Raw genomic sequence first — 18,763 nt, forward strand, 5'->3', positions numbered from 1 at the left:
TCAGCGCAACTTCTTGATGCGTTCGCTTGGGCTGATCACGTCCGTCAGGCGGATGCCGAACTTTTCGTTGACCACCACCACTTCACCGTGGGCAATCAGGGTGCCGTTGACCAGCACGTCCAAGGGCTCACCCGCCAGGCGATCCAGCTCGATCACCGAGCCCTGGTTGAGTTGCAGCAGGTTGCGGATGTTGATGTCGGTGCTGCCCACTTCCATGGAAATCGACACCGGGATGTCGAGGATCACGTCCAGGTTCGGCCCATCGAGGGTCACCGGGTCGTTGTTCTTCGGCACGCTGCCAAACTCTTCCATCTGCAGGCGGTTACCTGCGGGGGCAGTGGCGGCATCGGCGGCCAGCAGGGCGTCGATATCGTCCTGGCCAACATCGCCGGTTTCTTCCAGGGCCGCGGCCCATTCGTCAGCCAGAGCCTGGTCTTCGGCGGAAGTGTTTTCGTGTTCGGTAGCCATTACATGTCCTCGGCGGAGCAAACATTCATAAATAGGGGATGCATCAGCGACGGTTGATCGGCTCAACCACTTGCAGCGCCAGGTTGCCCTTATGGGAACCCAGCTTGACCTTGAACGACGGCACGCCATTGGCGCGCATGATCATTTCTTCCGGCAATTCGACCGGGATGATGTCTCCCGGCTGCATGTGCAAAATATCCCGCAGGCGCAATTGGCGACGGGCTACGGTGGCGCTCAGCGGCACGTCGACGTCCAGCAAGTCTTCGCGCAAGGCCTTGACCCAACGCTCGTCCTGGTCGTCCAGGTCGGACTGGAAACCGGCATCAAGCATCTCGCGCACCGGCTCGATCATCGAGTACGGCATGGTCACGTGCAGGTCGCCGCCGCCGCCATCGAGTTCGATGTGGAAAGTGGACACCACAATCGCTTCGCTCGGGCCGACGATGTTGGCCATGGCCGGGTTCACTTCCGAGTTGATGTACTCGAAATTGACTTCCATGATCGCCTGCCAGGCTTCCTTCAAATCGATGAAGGCCTGCTCCAGCACCATGCGCACGACGCGCAATTCGGTGGGGGTGAATTCACGGCCTTCGATCTTGGCGTGACGACCGTCACCGCCGAAGAAGTTGTCCACCAGCTTGAACACCAGCTTGGCGTCGAGGATGAACAGCGCAGTGCCGCGCAACGGCTTGATCTTGACGAGGTTAAGGCTGGTGGGAACGTACAGCGAATGCACGTACTCACCGAACTTCATCACCTGCACGCCGCCCACCGCCACGTCCGCCGAGCGGCGCAGCATGTTGAACATGCTGATCCGGGTGTAGCGAGCGAAGCGTTCGTTGATCATCTCCAGCGTCGGCATGCGTCCACGGACGATGCGATCCTGGCTGGTCAGGTCATAACTTTTGACGCTGCCGGGCTCGGCAGCCATTTCGGTCTGTACCAGACCGTCGTCGACGCCATGCAACAGCGCGTCGATTTCATCCTGGGACAGCAGGTCTTGCACGGCCATGTCGTGATCCTACTGCAATACGAAGTTAGTGAAGAGCGCCTGCTCGACCACGACTTTGCCGAGCTCCTTCTGGGCCACTTCCTGCACGCTGGCAGTGACCTTCTGGCGCAGCATTTCCTGGCCCACCGGGGTGGCCAAGGTGTCGAAGCTCTGCCCGGAGAACAGCATCACCAGGTTGTTGCGGATCACCGGCATATGCACTTTGAGGGCATCCAGGTCCGCCGCATTCCGTGCCAGCAAGGTGATGCTCACTTGCAGGTAGCGTTGGCGACCGTTCTGATTGAAGTTGGCGACAAAGGCCGGAAGCATCGGCTCGAAGATTGCCGGTGGCTTGACGTTACTGGCGGTTTCGGCGGCAGGTGCCGGTTTGCTTGCACTGCTATGCATGATGTACCAAGTGCCGCCCACCGAGGCCCCGATGGCCAGGAGCAGGCCCACGACTATCATCAGGATAAGCTTGAGCTTGCCTTTGTCTGCCGGTGCGGGTGCTTTTGCTGCGTCGTCGCTCTTCGCCATGCCAATAATCCGTCACTATTCGGGAATTCATAGATCTACGGATAGGCAAGAGCAAGTGTTATGCCAGAGTTGTCTGGCAGGCAGAGACGAACGAACACCACAAAACAAATGTGGGAGGGGGCTTGCCTCGATGAGGGTGTGTCAGTTCATACATCGGTTGACTGATACACCCTCATCGGGGGCAAGCCCCCTCCCACAATTTGGATCTGTACGCGGCTCAAGTCAGGCGTAGTAATCGACGGCGCTGGAGCCGATCACTGTAGAACTCACTGGCACCACGGCTTCAGCCACATCAATGTGGTTGCCACTGTCGCCGCTGTCAGCCCCTCGCCCGCTGCGACTCACGCCACTGGTTTGGGCCTGCTGCTGTTGCTGCTCCTGACCACGGGATTGGTCGGACACGTTGACGTCCACCTGCCCCATGCCCTGTTGCGCAAACATTTCCCGCAGGCGACCCGACTGGCTTTCCAGCGCTTCACGCACCACCGGGTGGGCGCTCATGAAATTGACCTGGGCTTGCTGGTCGGCGGTCATGTTGACCTTGATATCCAGACGACCGAGTTCAGCCGGTTGCAACTGGATCTCCGCCGACTTGAGATTGGCGCTGGACAGGTACATCACCCGATTGACGATCTCGTCGGTCCAACCGCTCTGGTGCATGGCCAGTGGCGCATTCGTCACCGGCGGCAACGCGTTGGCCGTTTTCGGCGTGGCCGCCTGGGTCAATGCCGCCAAACGATTGGCGAAATCATCGACACGGGTGTCGCTGGTGGCGTTTTTAAGGTCTTTGAGGCCGTCTTCGATCAAGCCGCTGAAGGCCTTGTCACCGCCTTGGTCAGTGCTGTCTTTGGTGGCTTGCTGGTCGACCATTGTGGCCAGGCCAGCGGCAAAGTTCTGCGCGGCGGTTGGCTGGTCCTGGGTAGTCGTCGGTGCGGTTTTGGCCGGCGCCTGGCTGCTGGCCGACACATGCCCGCCCTGCTCCATCGCCAGGCGCACGGCCGGCATGGCATCCAGGGGATCAGCCTCAGGATCGAAGGCCGGCTTGACCTCCTCGGTCGCCGCGATGGGCACAACGACCAACGGCAGGGCCTTGTCGTCCTGGGCGGCAGCGGCGGGTTCCGGGGTTTCCACCGGCAAGACCACAGGCGTGACAGCGGCAATCATGGCCGGGTCGACGACGGGATCAGTCGGGGGCTGCTGCGCGAGTGCTGGATCGGCGGGTGCGTCGTCATCCTTATTGGCGCTGTCGTCGGACGGCTTGGCAGGCAAGGTCTTGCCGCTATCGGCAACCGCCGGTGTACTGGCGGCAGGCTTGTCGGTACCGGCAGCCGGCTTGGCGCTGGCGTCGACAGGCTTGTCGCGTGTGGGTTTAGCCGCGTTGTCGTCGGTTTTGACCGACGGTTTCGAGCCTTGGCTGGCGAACACTTGAGCGAAGCCAGGGCCCTTGTCCCGTGGGTCCGCAGCCGCTACCTGGGGGTTGGCAGCGGGCGCTTGAGGCTTGGCCGCGGGGGCAGCCTGAAGAAGCGAATTGGGGGCGACTGGCATAGGTAAAGGTCTCCACTGCATGGGGGTCGGGGATGCAGTACCTGGAGGTAGAGCAAGAGTTGGGCCAGGTTTGTTGGATTGCGGCTTTTTGGGTGGACCTATCCGTTATTCGGTAACGGACAGGTCACCCATCAAAGTTGAAACCGTTGCCTTTCGTGCTCATACAACGGCCGCACCAACGCAAACTCCCGATCAATCTGATCCACCAACTCCCCCAAGTCCGAAGCCGGCTCAGAAGACCTGGCCTCAAGCGACTGACACAACTGCGCCAACCGCAGCGCCCCAAGGTTCCCACTGCTCCCCTTGAAACTATGCGCAATCCGTCCCAACGCCTTGGAATCATCCCGCGCCTGGTGCAGGGCCTCGATGCGTTTCTGGGAGTCATCAAGAAAGGTATCAAGCAGCTTGGGATACTCGCCCTCCATAACCTCCTGCAAACCCGACAACACCTGCGGGTCCATATGAATCTCTGCCACTTGCTCGCTCCTTGATCAAGAATCGGCGGATTATGCCAGAGCCCCCCAGCAAAACTCCACGCAGACACTGCGCCCACCGTCAGACCAGCGTACGTCGCTGCTCAACTGGCGCACCAGGCTAAGGCCCCGACCCGACAGACGATCGACGTCCAGCGGCCGTGCCAGCATCTGCTCCACGTCGAAACCCGGCCCGCTGTCTTCCAGGCGCAACGTCATTTTGCCGCCCATGTGGGTGGGCACCACCTGCACATGCACCCGCACGTAACCGCTGTTCAACTTCGCCAGGCGGTCATTGCGCTGGCGGTAATATTCGGCAAACCCCTGGGCATTGCGCTTGAGCCGCGAGTCCAGCCCCAGCACACCATGTTCCAGGGCGTTGGAATACAGCTCAGCCATCACGCTGTAGAGCGCCCCGCTCTGCTCGCGCAGGCCATGGATCTCAAGCAGCAGTTGCAGCAGATAGGGCAAAGGGTTGTAGCGCTTGAGGGTCTCGGCGCGAAACTCGAAGCTCACCGACCAATCCAGCGGGCAGGATTGGCCGCTGTCGGCATACAACGGCCCGGTGGCGCGCAGGGATTGGCCGTGCTGCAGGGTGATTTCCACCATGCTCACGTCGTCACGCGCTTCACCGCGAAACGCCGCCAGGGCCTGTTCGATGTCTTCAAACAGACGATTGGGCTCGCGATTGGCCGCAAAGACCTGCTGCAAACGCTCGGCGCCGAACAGTTGATCGTTGGCATCTGCGGTATCCAACACGCCGTCGGACAGCAGGAACACACGGTCGCCCAACGCCATGGGCCAGACTTCGGTGCGGTCATCAAAGGCTTGCGCCGACAACACCCCCAACGGCAAATGCCGCGACTGCATCGGGGTGCGCTTGCCGCTGGCGATGTCATGCACATAACCGTCGGGCATGCCCCCGTTCCACACCTCCACCACGCGCCGCTCGGTGCTCAGGCACAACAGGGTGGCGCAGCAGAACATGTCCACCGGCAGGATGCGCTTGAGCTTGGCATTCATCTCCCGAAGGATCTGCGTCAGGCCATAGCCCTTGGCGGTCATCCCATAGAACACTTCCGCCAGGGGCATAGCGCCCACCGCCGCCGGCAAGCCATGGCCGGTGAAATCGCCGAGCAGCACGTGCATGTCGCCTGACGGCGTGTAGGCCGCCAGCAGCAGGTCGCCATTGAACAGCGCATAGGGCGATTGCAGGTAGCGGATGTTCGGTGCGGCATTGATGCAGCCGGAGTGGGCGACCTTATCGAACACTGCCTTGGCCACGCGCTGCTCATGCAGCAGGTAGTCGTGGTGCTTGGCAATCATGTCGCGTTGCTGCAACACCGTGGCTTGCAGGCGGCGCAGGCGGTCCATGGCGTTGATCTTGGCCGCCAGGATCAGTTGGTTATAGGGTTTGGGCAGGAAGTCATCACCGCCGGCATCCAGGCACTCGGCCAGGGCAGCGCTTTCGCGCAGGGAGGTGAGGAAAATGATGGGGACCAATTCTTCCCCCGCCAGTTGCTTGATCCACCGCGCAGCGCCGTAGCCATCCATCACTGGCATCAAAGCATCCATCAGCACCAGCTGCGGCCGTTCGCGGGCGAAGACTTCGACGGCTTCCTCGCCGTTGGTAGCGGTGAGCACCTGATGCCCCTGGCGCCGCACAATGGTCGACAGCAATAGAAGATCGGCAGCGTTATCATCGGCGATCAGGATCGTCAGCGGCTCAACCGCGGGGGCCTGGGCGCTCACTTGATGTCGAACAGCTTGTCGAAGTTGGAGATGGCGAGGATCTTGCGCACATCGGAGTTGGTGTTGACCACCTCAACCCGCGCCTCTTCGCCGCCAGCATGGTCCCTCAACAGCAGGAGCATGCCCAAGGCCGAGCTGTCCATGTACGTGGTTTCTTTCAGATCGACCACATACAGCTCAGGCACTTTGTAGTAACGCTCGTAGGCGTCACGAAACGTCTGATGACTGCCGAAATCAAACCGTCCCTTGATAGCGATCGTCAACTTCTTCCCGTCCAGGGATACTTCTGACTCGATTGACATGCGACTGCTTCCTTGTCATGGGCATAGACACAAGGTGTAGCAGGCGAATGAGATCCGGGCAACACCGCAGGTCAAATGCGGAAGAGGGCCTGGTCCCGATAGCGGTGGGTCAGTCAACAAATTCAGTGACCGATCTATCGCTATCGGGGGCAAGCCCCCTCGCACATTCAGAATTGTGATTGGCGGGGAAGACGTTGTGATAGCTCATCGAGCAACTTCTGCTCACGCTTGTCTTCCAGCGCCCGCGCTTCATCGATATAGCGCTGCACCAGCTTGCGCAATCCTTCGACCCGGGCAAACGCCTCTTGCCAACTTTCGCGGGCCTTATCGAGGTTGTTCTGGTGCCAGGCCAGGCTCTGGCGCTGTTGGCCCACGGCGGTTTCCAACTGGTTGAGAAAGCCCTGGTAGCCCATCAGCCACTGACCCGAAACGCCCTTGGTGCCGCGCTCGATCCATTGCTGTTGGTACTCGCCGCGAAAGCGTTCCAGGTCACCCAACTTGCTTTCCGCCAAGCGCACTTGGCCCTGGAAATAACCCAGGCGCTGTACGGCGGTTTTTTCGGCCTTTTCGGCCATGTCCACCACGGGGGCCAGGCGCGCGGCGCGGCTGTTGGCCATGGCTTAGCCGCCTGGCGCAGGGGCGAAGATGGAATGCAGATGCGCTTCGCTTTCACCCATGCTGATCTTGTCGTTGAGGCCTTGGCGCAGGTAAGTCACCAACTGCGGTTGCAGGGCGATCGCCAGGTCGGTGTCGCGATCGCCACCGGCCACGTAGGCGCCAACGCTGATCAGGTCGCGGCTCTGTTGATAGCGCGACCACAACTGCTTGAACTGTTGCGCGCGGACCATATGCTCCGGCGTGACCACCGCCGGCATGACCCGGCTGATGGACGCTTCAATATCGATAGCCGGGTAGTGCCCTTCTTCGGCCAAACGGCGCGACAGCACAATGTGGCCGTCGAGCACGCCCCGCGCCGAGTCGGCGATAGGGTCCTGCTGGTCATCGCCTTCGGACAACACCGTGTAGAACGCAGTGATCGAGCCGCCACCGGCCTCGGCATTACCGGCGCGCTCCACCAGTTTCGGCAGCTTGGCGAACACCGACGGCGGGTAGCCCTTGGTCGCCGGCGGTTCGCCGATGGCCAGGGCGATTTCCCGCTGGGCCTGGGCAAAACGGGTGAGCGAGTCCATCAGCAACAGGACGTTCTTGCCCTTGTCGCGAAAATATTCGGCGATGCGCGTGCAGTACATGGCCGCGCGCAAACGCATCAACGGCGCATCATCCGCTGGGGAGGCGACGACGACGGAGCGCTTGAGGCCTTCTTCACCGAGGCTGTGCTCGATGAATTCCTTAACTTCCCTGCCCCGCTCGCCGATCAGCCCCACCACGATGATGTCGGCCTCGGTAAAGCGCGTCATCATGCCGAGCAACACCGACTTACCCACACCGGTACCGGCGAACAGGCCCAGACGCTGGCCGCGGCCGACCGTCAATAAACCGTTGATGCTGCGGATGCCCACATCCAGCGGCACGCTGATGGGGTTGCGGTTGAGCGGGTTGATGGTGGGGCCGTCCATCGGCACCCAGTCTTCGGCTTTCATGCCGCCCTTGCCGTCCAACGCACGACCGGCGCCGTCCAGCACCCGGCCGAGCATGCTCATGCCCATGGGCAGGCGGCCGGTATCGGCCAGCGGTACCACGCGGGCGCCGGGGGCGATGCCCGCCAGGCTGCCGACGGGCATCAGGAAGATCTTGTTGCCGGAAAAGCCCATCACTTCCGCTTCGACCTGCACCGGATGGTAGCTGTCATCGTTGATCACCATGCAGCGGCTGCCCATGGCGGCGCGCAGGCCCTCGGCTTCGAGGGTCAGGCCGACCATGCGCAACAGACGCCCTTCAAGGATCGGCTGGCCGGGCAATTCAGTGGCCTCGACGTAGCCGCTCAGGCGCTTGACGAAGCTGGTGCGATCAAGGCGCATCGGCGGCGTCCAGGTCGACGCTGAGGTCAGGTTCGGCGGGGTTCAACACCTGCTCGTGGACTTGATCCAGCAGCTTGGCCATGATCTGGCTGATGCGGGTTTCCACCGTCGCATCAATGCGGCTGTGTTCGGTCTCGACCCGGCAACCACCGGGCTGAAGCGCTGCGTCTTCGACGATGCGCCAAGTTTCTTCATGGCGCTCGCGCAGGGCTTTGACCTGTTCGAAATCCTGCGGGTTGATGTACAGCCGCACATTGCCGACACCCAGGGGCAGCAGCTTGAGTGCTTCGCGCATCACGCTTTCGATATGACTGGAGTCGAGCACCAGTTCGCGCTGGATCACCTGGCGTGCAATATGCTCCACCAGGCCGACCATGGATTTTTCAATCTGCGCATCCTGCTCGGCGATAGGGTCGAACAACACACCCATCAAACGTTCCAGGCTGGCCAGCTTGACGCTCAGCGCCGCTTCGGCCTCTTGGCGCACCTTGAGAGTGGTGCTGCGAAAACCGTCTTTTTCACCCGCAGCGAAGCCTTCGTTGTAAGCCTCCTGGCGGATGCTTTCCAACTCTTCCAGGGTCAGTGGCTGGACTTCTTCCAGCGGCACTTCTTCCATTTCCACCGGCGTTTCTTCAACGGGTTCCGGCTCAGGCTCGGGCACATGCGGGTCGAAGCTGGGCAACGACCAGATGTCGAACCCACCGACATCCCGTGCGCGAATCAGATCGCTGGGCGCCTCATCTTTGTTCGACATCAGGGGCGCCTTAGATCATTTCTTCGCCGCCCTTCCCACCGAGAACGATTTCTCCGGCTTCGGCCATACGGCGGGCAATGGTGAGGATTTCTTTCTGCGCGGTTTCCACGTCGCTGACGCGCACCGGGCCTTTGGCTTCCAGGTCGTCGCGCAACAGTTCGGAAGCACGCTTGGACATGTTCTTGAAGATCTTCTCTTTGACGCCTTCGTCCGAGCCTTTGAGGGCAAGCACCAGCACGTCGGAGGACACTTCGCGCAGCAACGCCTGGATGCCACGATCGTCGACATCGGAGAGGTTGTTGAACACGAACATGAGGTCTTCGATCTGGCCGGACAGGGTGTCGTCGATCTCGCGGATCGAGTCCATCAACTGGCCTTCGACCGAGCTGTCGAGGAAGTTCATGATGTCTGCCGCACGCTTGATACCACCCAAGGTGGTCCGCGAGGCATTCGAGTTGCCGGAGAACTGCTTCTCCAGGATGGTGTTCAATTCTTTCAGGGCCGCCGGCTGCACGGTGTTCAGCGACGAGACGCGCAGGATGATGTCCAGGCGCACTTTATGGTCGAAATGGCCAAGCACTTCACCGGCTTGGTCCGGATCGAGGTACGCCACCACGATGGCCTGGATCTGAGGGTGTTCAAAGCGGATCACGTCGGCGACGGCGCGCGGTTCCATCCACTTGAGGCTGTCCAGACCGCTGGTGTTGCCGCCCAACAGGATGCGGTCGATCAGGCCGTTGGCCTTGTCTTCGCCCAGGGCCGAGGTGAGCATCTTGCGGATGTAGCTGTCGGAGCCGACGCCCAGGCTGGTCTGATCGCCGACGATCTCGACGAACTCGCTCATCACCTGTTCGACTTGCTCACGGTGCACATTGCGCATCTGCGCCATGGCCACGCCCACACGCTGGACCTCTTTGGGCCCCATGTGGCGCAGCACTTGGGCGGCATCGGTTTCACCGAGCGACAGCAGCAGGACTGCGGCTTTGTCGACCTTGGTGAGCTTGGCAACAGCGGCTCGATCACTCATCTGCGTTAATCCACTCTTTCACGACCTGGGCCACACGGCCCGGGTCTTCTGCTACCAGACTTTTGATTGCGTTCAACTGAGCGTCGTAACCTTCGCTCGGGCTTGGCAACAGGATGCTTTGCGGGCCGCCGAGGCTGACGCGGTCGTTGGCCAGTTCGCCGTCCAGGCCGCCCATGCCACCCAACTCGACGTCACTGCCGCCAAACGCCGCCAGCTGTTTGTTCTTGCCGTTGCCGGTAATGTTGTTGAGCACCGGACGCAGCACACCGAACACCAGCACCAGGATGAACAACACACCCAGCACTTGCTTGACGATGTCCCAGAACCACGGCTGGGTGTAGAACGCCGCTTCGGCGATGACTTCACCGCGCTCGGCGGAGAACGGCATGTTGATCACGCTGACGCTGTCACCACGACTGGCGTCAAAGCCGACGGCGTCCTGCACGAGGCGAGTGAAGCGCGCCAATTCGTCGGCGCTCCACGGCGCACGGGTAACGGCGCCATCCGCCGCATTGACCTTGACCTGGTCATCGACCACCACCGACACCGACAGGCGATTGACGCGACCCTGCTGCTGCTTGGTGTGGCTGATGGAGCGATCGAGTTCGAAGTTCTTGGTGGACTGGTTACGCTTGTCCGCCGGGTACGGGGCGAGCATCGGTTGGCCGGTGGCCGGGTCCATGATCTGCTGGCCGTTGGCGTCCAACAATGGCTGGCCGGGCTGGATCGCGCCAGCGGTGGCAGCAGCGCCACCGGTGGTTTGCGGGGCCGAAGCCGGGGCTGGCGGCTGGTTGCTCAGGGCACCCGGCACACCTTGCGGACCATTGCTGGCGGTGCGTTGTTCGCTGGTGGACTGTTCGCTGCGCAGCGCTGGCTGGTCCGGGTTGAACTGCTCGGAGGTCGACTCGACGGCACTGAAGTCCACGTCGGCGGACACCTCAGCCTTGTAGCGGTCGTTGCCCAGCACCGGTTGCAGGATGTTGTGCACACGCTGGGTGAGCATGCTTTCCATACGGCGGCTGTAGTCGAATTGCTTGCCGGCCTGGGTCAGCGCGGAGTTTTCCGCCATGTCGGACAGCAGGTTGCCCTTCTGGTCGACAACGGTGATTTGCGACTTGCTCAGTTCGGGAACGCTGGTGGCCACCAGGTTGATGATCGCCAGAACCTGGCCAGGCTCCAGCGAACGGCCGGAAAACAGTTCCACCAGTACCGAGGCACTTGGCTTGCGCTCGTCGCGCACAAACACCGAGCTTTTCGGAATGGCCAAGTGCACACGGGCGCCCTTGACGTTGTTCAAGCTGGAGATGGTGCGGGCCAGCTCGCCTTCCAGGCCACGACGGTAGCGCGTGGCTTCCATGAACTGGCTGGTCCCGAGGCCCTGGTCCTTGTCGAGGATTTCAAAACCAATATTGCTGTCGGACGGCGTTACGCCGGCAGCGGCAAGCTTCATGCGCGCACGGGCCACGTCATCGGCCTTAACCAACAGCGCGCCGGAGTTGGGCTCTACGGTGTAGGCGATGTCGGCGGCGGCGAGGGTTTCCATGATCTGCTTGGAATCCATGCCCGCCAGGCTGCCGTAAAGCGGACGGTAATCGGGTTGTTGCGACCACAACACCACGGCGAAACCAATCGCCACGCTGGCAGCCAGGCCGACCATCAGGCCCACCTGACGCAACATGGTCATTTCCGAGAGGTTTTCCAGGAACGACAGGCCAAACAGCGGCGGCTTGCCGTCTGCCTTGGCGGGTACGTTGTCGGAGACTGCTTCTGCCATGACTTAAATCTCGCCCTTAAACCGGCATCTGCATGATGTCTTGATAGGCCTGAACCAACTTGTTACGCACTTGGGTCAGAGCCTGAAAGGAGACGCTGGCCTTTTGCGAGGCGACCATCACATCGGTGAGGTCCACGCCGCTTTTGCCGATCTCGAACGCGGTGGCCAACTGGCTGGAAGCTTGCTGGGTGTCACTGACTTTGTTGATGGCCTGGCCGAGCATGTCGGCGAAGCTGCTTTGGCCCAATTCCGGCGCTGGCGCGACGGATTTCGGTTGAGCCATGGCATCCATTTGCATGGAGCGCATATCCAACATCAACCGATTGAACTCAATACCCTGGCTCATGAACTTCTCTCTCCAACCCGCAAATTTTTGACACTACGCAGCGATTACTAGGGGAGGTAGCAACAAGGGTGCCAGCTCTGTATCAACTCGTAAGAAAAGGCGACAAACCTTATCGCCGTTGTTACCGGTTATGTGGCGAACAGATACGCCTCGACGTCCATCCCGGCGTCGCGCATCTGCGCCAGCTTGTAGCGCAGGGTGCGCGGGCTGATGCCCAGACGCTCGGCGGCCTCTTTGCGACGGCCGCGCTCGGCGCGCAGGGTGTCGATGATCATCTGGAATTCGCGGCGACGCAGGTCGTCACCCAGGGCACCGGCAGACTCAGCCTCTGCAACCACCGGCGTGGGCGCCAAGGTAGGCAATGGGGCCGCACCACTGCCCATGGCCAGGCAGAAATCCTGGGGCTGGATCAAGCCACCCTGTTGCAGAATCAGCGCGCGCTGGATGGCGTTATCCAACTCGCGCACGTTGCCCGGCCAGGGATAGCTGATGAGACACGCTTGCGCCTCGGCCGAGAGCCGCGCCTGGGCGTGCTTCATTTTTTTGACGTGGTTGTTCAGCAAGCGCTCGGCCAGCGGAATGATGTCCGCCGGACGCTCACGCAGCGGGCGCCAGGCCAGGGGGAATACTGATAGCCGGTAGAACAGGTCTTCGCGGAAGCGCCCCGCCGCCACTTCGCCAGCGAGGTCGCGGTTGGTGGTGGCGACCACACGGATATCCAACTGGATCGGTTTACGCGCACCGACGCGCTCCACTTCGCGCTCTTGCAGCACCCGCAGCAGCTTGGCTTGCAGGCCCAGAGGCATTTCCGAGATTTCATCCAGCAGAATGGTGCCGCCATCGGCCTGTTCGAACTTGCCGGCCTGGGCAGCGATGGCGCCAGTGAACGAGCCTTTTTCATGACCGAACAAGGTGGCTTCAAGCATGTTGTCGGGGATCGCCGCGCAATTGATGGCGATGAACGGTTGTTTGGCGCGAGTGGATTGCTGGTGGATGTAACGCGCCAGCACCTCTTTACCGGTACCGGACTCGCCGGAGATCAGCACCGTGGAATCACTGCGCGCCACCCGGGCCGCCAGTTCAAGCAGTTGCGCACTGGCCGGTTCGAAGGCAATCGGGCCTTCGCCTTCACTGGCAGGGATCACGCCCAGGGCGTGCCGCGCCACCAGTTCGATCAGCGCCTTGGGTTCGAACGGCTTGACCAGGTAATCCGCCGCGCCTTGGCGCATGGCGTCCACCGCACGCTCCACCGCGCCGTGAGCAGTCATCAGCAACACCGGCAGTTGCGGTTGGCGCGCGCGCAGCAAGGCCAGTAACTGGTGGCCGTCCATGCCGGGCATGTTCACGTCACTGACCACCAGGCTGAAGGCTTCCTGCTCCACCGCGTCCAAGGCGTCCTCGGCAGAACCGACCGCCCGGTAGTCATGACCCGCCAACAGCAGCGTGTCCGCCAATGCTTCACGCAGGGCGCGATCGTCTTCCACCAACAGAACCTTGATAGCCATTACTTTTTACTCCGCGCTTGCCGCGCATGAAAACAGCGGCAAGCTCATCAATGCACAAGTGCCACGCCCCAGCCGGGAATGCAGCTGCAATTCTCCCTGATGGGCACGCGCCACAGCCTTGACCACGGTCAGGCCGAGGCCGGTTCCATTGGTCTTGGTGGTGAAAAAGGGTTCGCCAAGGCGCTTAAGCACCACAGGATCAATGCCGGCACCGCTGTCGCTGATGCACAGGCGCAGGGTTTGCTCGCGGTTGTACAGGTGCACCTTGAGCCGTGCGCCCGGGCCGCTGGCCTGGATAGCGTTTTCGATCAGGTTAAGCAACGCGCCCACCAGGGTGTCGCGATTGCACAGCAACTCGCCAAGGTGGCTGTCGCACTGCCAACGTACCTGAGTGTCTTGAATATGGGTGGCCGCCGCCGCTTGCAGGGCCTGCATCAATTGGGCAGGTGTCACGCGGTCAGTCAGCGGCAATTCGCCGCGGGCAAACACCAACATGTCGCGTACCTGATGCTCCAGTTCATGCAGGCGCTCTTTGAGACGACCAGCAAACCGCTGCTGTGTGGCAGCGGGCAATTGTTCATCAGTCAAATGACTGGCGTAAATCAATGCCGCCGACAACGGCGTACGGATTTGATGCGCCAAAGAAGCGACCATTCGGCCCAACGAGGACAAACGCTCGTGGCGCGCCAATTGGTCTTGCAGGTGACGGGTTTCGGTCAGGTCGTTGAGCAGCACCAATTGCCCCGGCTCTGCGTCCAGGGAACGGGTAGCGATGGACAGGCGGCGCCCGTCTTTAAGGGAGATTTCGTGACCATCATCCTCGCGCGGCGCAAAGCAGCGGGTAATGACGTGGCGCCACAGCTCGCCTTCCAGCGGCAGGCCGAGCATGTCGCAGGCTGCCGGATTGGCTTCGCGCACGCGGCCCTCTTCGTCAATGACGATAACGCCACCGGGCAGCAGCGACAGCAGGTTCTGCAGACGGTTGGCCAAGCGCTCTTTCTCGGCCAGCTCTTGCATGCGCTGGGCGCTAACTACCGCCAGTTCGCCTTTCAGCTCGCAGACCCGGGCCTCCAGCAGGCTGTAGGAATCAGTCAGTTGGCTCGACATCTGGTTGAACTGCGAGAACGCTTGTTCAAGACCCTGGCGGGTCTGCGGTTCTACAGGCGCAATCAGTCCCTGGATGGCAGGGGCCGAAGATAGTTGGGCGGCGTGGGGCATCATGCTCTCTCGCTTGGCTGACCGTCAGTTAAACGGAACGTTGCGAGGGCTGTAGCAATACTTGTGCCGAAAAAAAACCGCTGATTAATCAGCGGCTTGAAAAACAGGCGTCAATCATCTGCCTGTTCATCACCTTCTCGGCGGCTCATACCGTACTTGCGCATCTTCTCCACCAGGGTGGTTCGACGGATACGCAGGCGCTCGGCGGCACGGGCGACGATGCCGTTGGCGTCGTCCAGGGCCTGTTGGATCAAGCCTTGCTCCAGGTTGCCGAGGTAGTCTTTGAGGTCGAGACCTTCCGGCGGCAGCATGGCGGTAGAACCGAAGTCCGGGGTGTGGCCGTTGATGGCGACCCGCTCTTCCATGTCACTGCGCAGGCTGTCGACCATCTGCTCGTCTTCGTCGTCGACGTAGCGGAATTTCTTCGGCAGCTCGACCACGCCGATCACACCGTAGGGGTGCATGATCGCCATGCGCTCCACCAGGTTGGCCAGCTCACGGACGTTGCCCGGCCAGCCATGGCGGCACAGGGACATGATCGCAGCGGAGTTGAAGCGAATCGAGCCGCGCTTTTCGTGTTCCATGCGCGAGATCAGTTCATTCATCAGCAGCGGGATGTCTTCCACGCGCTCACGCAGCGGGGCCATCTCGATTGGGAAAACGTTTAGGCGGTAGTACAAGTCTTCACGGAAGCTGCCCACCTCGATCATGCTTTCGAGGTTCTTGTGGGTAGCGGCGATGATGCGTACGTCGACGCTCTGGGTCTTGTTGCTGCCCACGCGCTCGAAGGTGCGCTCCTGCAATACGCGCAACAGCTTGACCTGCATCGGCAGCGGCATGTCGCCGATTTCGTCAAGGAACAGGGTGCCGCCGTTGGCCAGCTCGAAACGCCCGGCACGGCTGGTGATCGCCCCGGTAAAGGCGCCCTTCTCATGGCCGAACAGTTCGCTTTCGAGCAGCTCTGCAGGGATCGCCCCGCAGTTGACCGGCACAAATGGCCCGTCGCGGCGCTTGGAGTGGTAATGCAGGTTACGCGCGACCACTTCTTTGCCAGTGCCCGACTCGCCGAGGATCAGCACGCTGGCGTCGGTATCGGCCACTTGCTGCATCATCTGGCGCACGTGCTGGATCGCGCGGCTGGTGCCGACAAGGCTGCGGAATAGATTAGGTTCGCGGTGGCGACCGCGCTCGCGGGCCTGGTCGTACATCTCGCGATAGACCTGGGCACGGTGCAGGGAATCAAGCAATTTGCTGTAGCTGGGAGGCATTTCCAGGCTGGAAAGCACGCGGCGGCGCTGGTCTTCCGGCAGCTCGACAGAAGAAATATCACCAATCAGCAGGACCGGAAGGAACTCATCCCACGTAGACAGTGTCTTTAACAAGCCCAAAACAGCGCCTGGAGCATTTACTGTCCCGATCAGCACACAAATGACATCACGGCTCGATGACAATGAGCTGGCCGCCTGCTGCCAGTCATGGCTACCGCAGGGCAGATTTTCTTCGCCAAGAAAATTCAAAATCACCGCCAAGTCGCGGCGGCGGACGCTATCGTCATCGATTAGCAGAATTTTGGTTTCACGCCACATGCAATAGCAACTTCCCTAGTAAAACTTCCTGCCCCGAGATTGAGGGCAATCGAGGCGCCTGTAAGACTTCTTACCTTATAGACGTCTGAAATCTGAAAACAGCACTAGTTAAGTCAAAAATGCTGGCACGGTCAAATTTATGACGCGCCGGTAGGATTAACTTCGACTGTTCAGCCGAACAGATGGTAAACCTTTGACGCATTTTTCGCTTGGTTGATCTGCGACATCTCTTCGAAAATCGCCTGGCGTTCGCCGGTCGTCACCTCAAGCAATTGCTGGTATACCGCCAACAGACTCTCAAGCTTTTCACGCAACGCATCCTCATCCACCGGTGCTTCGCTGAGCACCTGCTCGATCACGTCGCGACAGCCCATATCCAGCTCGCCAATGGCGTCCCAGTTACGGTCTGCCAGCGCGCCCATCAGCGCCTCACGGGTTTCATCAATGCGTTGCAGTGCTTGGCTCATGACGTGTTCCTCAAGGCACCCAGGCCTTATTCTGCTGCAGCCTGTGGCGCGCCAATCGCATCCCAGCCTTCTTTAACGGTAATCATCAAACGGGCAACTTCGTCGATCATGTCAGCGTCGTTATGCAGGTTGGCTTCCATCAGACGGTTGGTCATGTACGCATACAGACTTTCCAACTGCTGGACGTAAGCCGGGTTATCACTCTTTTCAGCGTTCAGGCCGTCACGCAGACCGATCACGATATCGATGGCCTTGCCGAGCATCAGCCCCTTCTGGGCGATGTCGCCACGCGCCAGCGCGCCCTTGGCCTGGGCCATGCGGTCGAGCCCGCCTTCCATCAGCATCTGCACCAGGCGATGAGGGCTGGCTTCGGAGATCTGAGCATGGGAATTGACCTTCTGGTATTGGCGAAGGGCTCTCATGGGATTCATGTTTCTACCTCGTGACGGGCGACAGCGAAAAGGATTCTAGTAACCAATATGTCGACGGGTTCGCAAAAAGCTTTAGGGCCAGTTGTCCCGCGATAAAAAAAGGCCAGGCAGATTGCCTGGCCTTTTTCATGCGCAGGCATCAGCTATTGGTCTTGACGTTGTTCAAGGCGTTGAGCGTGGTCATGACGCTGGTGCTTTGCTGGCGCAATTGGGCGACCAGGGTGTCCATGGCGTTGTATTTGGCCGACAGGCTGTTGGTGAGCAGGGTCATGCGCTCGTCGAGCGTGGCCTGGTCTTTGGTCAGGTCCTTCAGCGTGTCCGACAAGGACGTCGAACGCGTCGCCAAGATACCGGTGCTCGCCTTGGCAAAGTCATCCGTGGCGCTTTTCATCCGCGCCAGCATGCCGTCTTTACCGCTGAACATACTGTTGATGTCGGCGCCGTTGGTTTTAACCGCCGCGTCCCACTTTTTGTCATCAATCGCCAGCAGACCAGTGGTCGAACTGGTGGTCACGCCGAACTGAGCCAGGGACTTGAAGGCCCCGTTGCCCGACAGCGCGTTGAACTCATTGCGGATCGTGCTCTGCAACGAACGCATGGTCGAGTCACCCGTCAACGCTGCCGCAGTGGTGCTGCCGTCCAGGTTCGTGGTGACCTTGGTTTCGGCGTTCATCGCTGTGATCAGGGCGTTGTAGGTGTCAATGAACCCCTTGACCCCGGACTTGAGCGCGGTGTTGTTGGTGCTGACGGTGATGAGCGTGGCGTTCTTGTCACCCGTAGTGCCCGTTTTGTAAGTCGACGTAGCTACCAGCTTGATATCCACGCCACTAAGAGCACCAGTGATGGTGTTGGACTTGGACACAGACGAAACACCATCGATGCTGTATTGCGCATCCTTGGGATAATCAACGACCGTGGCGTCCACATCCAGCCCCGAGGTGCCAGACAGCGTGAGGTCCGAGCCCGTCCCCATATTGGTAGAGGTCAGGATCAATCGAGAACCGTTGGAATCGGTCTGGATGTTGGCACTCAGCCCCGACGTGCCAAACTGCGTATTGATCGAGTCACGTACCTGCTGCAGGGTCGCGCCCGCTGGAACGCTGAGGTCGTAAGCCTTGCCGGACTGACTGATGGTCAACGTGGTCGGCTTATCCGTCGCGTTGACAACCGTCGAAGTGCCACCGCTGAAGTTCTTGCTCGACAGCTTGGACGCCTGGGCCAACTGGTCGACGATCAACCGGAAGCTGCCGTTCGAGGCCGTATTGCTGGCCGTCATGGTCGCGGTCTTTTCATCCGACGACGAACCGCTCAAACCGGTGAAGCTGCTGTCCTTGGACATGGTGTCCAGGGCGTTACGAAACGCATCCAGCGCTGCCTGAACCTTGCCGATCGAAGACAGCGTGGTGGTCGCTTTCGCGGACGCGGTATTGATCTGCGTTTGCTTGGGCACCTTTTCGGCGTTAACCAAGGATGTCACGATCGCTTGCGTATCGATGTTCGAACCGATACCACTTACCGTTGAACCCGCCATCATCTATCTCCTGTTCGGTGGCTGCCGTTATCTTGACTTATTACGCCTCAAGACAGGACAGCAACAAGTTTCATGCC

At 60.6% G+C, this 18,763-nt stretch carries 19 protein-coding genes; all 19 read right to left on the reverse strand.

What is annotated here, in order from left to right:
- Nucleotides 1-468, reverse strand: a complete 468-nt coding sequence (fliN, locus tag LRO94_RS20315) for a flagellar motor switch protein FliN (protein WP_032887893.1) — start codon at nucleotides 466-468, stop codon at nucleotides 1-3.
- 43 nt (nucleotides 469-511) lie between these two features.
- Nucleotides 512-1,480: a flagellar motor switch protein FliM gene (gene fliM / locus LRO94_RS20320; RefSeq protein WP_010208755.1), complete on the reverse strand. Its 969-nt coding sequence runs from the start codon at nucleotides 1,478-1,480 to the stop codon at nucleotides 512-514.
- 9 nt (nucleotides 1,481-1,489) lie between these two features.
- Complete coding sequence (gene fliL, locus LRO94_RS20325) at nucleotides 1,490-1,996, reverse strand: flagellar basal body-associated protein FliL (RefSeq protein WP_179178629.1); 507 nt, start codon at nucleotides 1,994-1,996, stop codon at nucleotides 1,490-1,492.
- Nucleotides 1,997-2,218: 222 nt separating this feature from the next.
- Nucleotides 2,219-3,541, reverse strand: coding sequence for a flagellar hook-length control protein FliK (locus LRO94_RS20330; RefSeq protein WP_179178628.1), 1,323 nt, complete (start codon nucleotides 3,539-3,541; stop codon nucleotides 2,219-2,221).
- A 131-nt stretch (nucleotides 3,542-3,672) separates the two neighbouring features.
- Nucleotides 3,673-4,017, reverse strand: a complete 345-nt coding sequence (locus LRO94_RS20335; RefSeq protein WP_179180045.1) for an Hpt domain-containing protein — start codon at nucleotides 4,015-4,017, stop codon at nucleotides 3,673-3,675.
- 30 nt (nucleotides 4,018-4,047) lie between these two features.
- Nucleotides 4,048-5,766, reverse strand: coding sequence for an ATP-binding SpoIIE family protein phosphatase (locus LRO94_RS20340; RefSeq protein ID WP_032887885.1), 1,719 nt, complete (start codon nucleotides 5,764-5,766; stop codon nucleotides 4,048-4,050).
- Nucleotides 5,763-6,068, reverse strand: a complete 306-nt coding sequence (locus tag LRO94_RS20345) for an STAS domain-containing protein (RefSeq protein WP_122764585.1) — start codon at nucleotides 6,066-6,068, stop codon at nucleotides 5,763-5,765. Before LRO94_RS20345 ends, LRO94_RS20340 begins: the two co-directional genes overlap by 4 nt.
- 167 nt (nucleotides 6,069-6,235) lie before the next feature.
- Nucleotides 6,236-6,685, reverse strand: a complete 450-nt coding sequence (fliJ, locus tag LRO94_RS20350; protein ID WP_032887882.1) for a flagellar export protein FliJ — start codon at nucleotides 6,683-6,685, stop codon at nucleotides 6,236-6,238.
- A gap of 3 nt (nucleotides 6,686-6,688) precedes the next feature.
- Nucleotides 6,689-8,047 carry a flagellar protein export ATPase FliI gene (fliI, locus tag LRO94_RS20355; RefSeq protein ID WP_032887880.1) on the reverse strand — a complete coding sequence of 453 codons (1,359 nt, stop codon included), beginning with the start codon at nucleotides 8,045-8,047 and terminating at the stop codon, nucleotides 6,689-6,691.
- Nucleotides 8,037-8,801: a flagellar assembly protein FliH gene (fliH, locus tag LRO94_RS20360; protein ID WP_032887879.1), complete on the reverse strand. Its 765-nt coding sequence runs from the start codon at nucleotides 8,799-8,801 to the stop codon at nucleotides 8,037-8,039. Before fliH ends, fliI begins: the two co-directional genes overlap by 11 nt.
- A 10-nt stretch (nucleotides 8,802-8,811) precedes the next feature.
- Nucleotides 8,812-9,828, reverse strand: a complete 1,017-nt coding sequence (gene fliG, locus LRO94_RS20365; protein ID WP_032887877.1) for a flagellar motor switch protein FliG — start codon at nucleotides 9,826-9,828, stop codon at nucleotides 8,812-8,814.
- Entirely contained in the window at nucleotides 9,821-11,602 is a 1,782-nt protein-coding gene (gene fliF, locus LRO94_RS20370; RefSeq protein WP_032887876.1) for a flagellar basal-body MS-ring/collar protein FliF, read from the reverse strand. The genes fliG and fliF overlap by 8 nt, the downstream gene beginning before the upstream one ends.
- 16 nt (nucleotides 11,603-11,618) lie before the next feature.
- Nucleotides 11,619-11,948: a flagellar hook-basal body complex protein FliE gene (gene fliE / locus LRO94_RS20375; protein WP_017134937.1), complete on the reverse strand. Its 330-nt coding sequence runs from the start codon at nucleotides 11,946-11,948 to the stop codon at nucleotides 11,619-11,621.
- 128 nt (nucleotides 11,949-12,076) lie between these two features.
- Entirely contained in the window at nucleotides 12,077-13,453 is a 1,377-nt protein-coding gene (locus LRO94_RS20380) for a sigma-54-dependent transcriptional regulator (RefSeq protein WP_179178627.1), read from the reverse strand.
- Nucleotides 13,454-13,459: 6 nt separating this feature from the next.
- The gene (locus LRO94_RS20385) at nucleotides 13,460-14,671 is read right to left on the reverse strand and encodes a sensor histidine kinase (RefSeq protein ID WP_032888090.1); all 1,212 of its coding nucleotides are present in this window, start codon (nucleotides 14,669-14,671) and stop codon (nucleotides 13,460-13,462) included.
- A gap of 110 nt (nucleotides 14,672-14,781) precedes the next feature.
- Nucleotides 14,782-16,257, reverse strand: a complete 1,476-nt coding sequence (locus tag LRO94_RS20390; RefSeq protein WP_032887872.1) for a sigma-54 dependent transcriptional regulator — start codon at nucleotides 16,255-16,257, stop codon at nucleotides 14,782-14,784.
- Between the two features lie 170 nt (nucleotides 16,258-16,427).
- Entirely contained in the window at nucleotides 16,428-16,724 is a 297-nt protein-coding gene (gene fliT, locus LRO94_RS20395; RefSeq protein WP_028617332.1) for a flagellar protein FliT, read from the reverse strand.
- Nucleotides 16,725-16,750: 26 nt separating this feature from the next.
- The gene (fliS, locus tag LRO94_RS20400) at nucleotides 16,751-17,155 is read right to left on the reverse strand and encodes a flagellar export chaperone FliS (protein ID WP_032887870.1); all 405 of its coding nucleotides are present in this window, start codon (nucleotides 17,153-17,155) and stop codon (nucleotides 16,751-16,753) included.
- Nucleotides 17,156-17,294: 139 nt separating this feature from the next.
- Nucleotides 17,295-18,686, reverse strand: a complete 1,392-nt coding sequence (gene fliD / locus LRO94_RS20405; protein ID WP_179178626.1) for a flagellar filament capping protein FliD — start codon at nucleotides 18,684-18,686, stop codon at nucleotides 17,295-17,297.
- Nucleotides 18,687-18,763 lie beyond the last annotated feature (77 nt).

Source organism: Pseudomonas sivasensis (genome assembly GCF_021391435.1).
Classification (GTDB): domain Bacteria; phylum Pseudomonadota; class Gammaproteobacteria; order Pseudomonadales; family Pseudomonadaceae; genus Aquipseudomonas; species Aquipseudomonas sivasensis.